The 307-nt window shown below is 59.3% G+C and carries 1 protein-coding gene; it reads right to left on the bottom strand.

Features of this window, described 5'->3' with window-relative positions; translation table 11 throughout:
• Positions 1–118 precede the first annotated feature (118 nt).
• On the bottom strand, positions 119–307 hold a 189-nt coding region (locus tag J0A68_RS23355), incomplete at its 5' end, for an ABC-2 transporter permease (RefSeq protein ID WP_262898056.1).

Genomic DNA, 307 nt, shown 5'->3' with positions numbered 1-307 from the left:
ATAGCACGATTTGAACAGCGGGGAACTAGCGGTTATTTGAGCGATTCTATTGATTTACGCGCCGCCTGCGCCAAATCGGGAAAAGCGCCCCCGCCGGGAAAACGAGGGCGCATCAGGATCAGCTGCGCAGGCCGCGGCCGCGTTCGATCAGGTACCAGGACAGCAGGTAGAACACCGTGATAAACGCCACCAGCACCGCCATGGTGAACGCCAGCGGCACGTCGTTGATGCCGAGGAAACCGTAGCGGAAACCGCTGATCATATAGACGATCGGGTTCAGCTTTGACACCGCCTGCCAGAACGGCGG

Origin of the sequence: Algoriphagus oliviformis, from assembly GCF_017254915.1 — a bacterium.
Lineage (GTDB): Bacteria > Bacteroidota > Bacteroidia > Cytophagales > Cyclobacteriaceae > Algoriphagus > Algoriphagus oliviformis.
The sequence above is the reverse complement of the archived record's forward strand: the minus strand, read 5'-3'. Positions and strand labels throughout refer to the sequence as shown.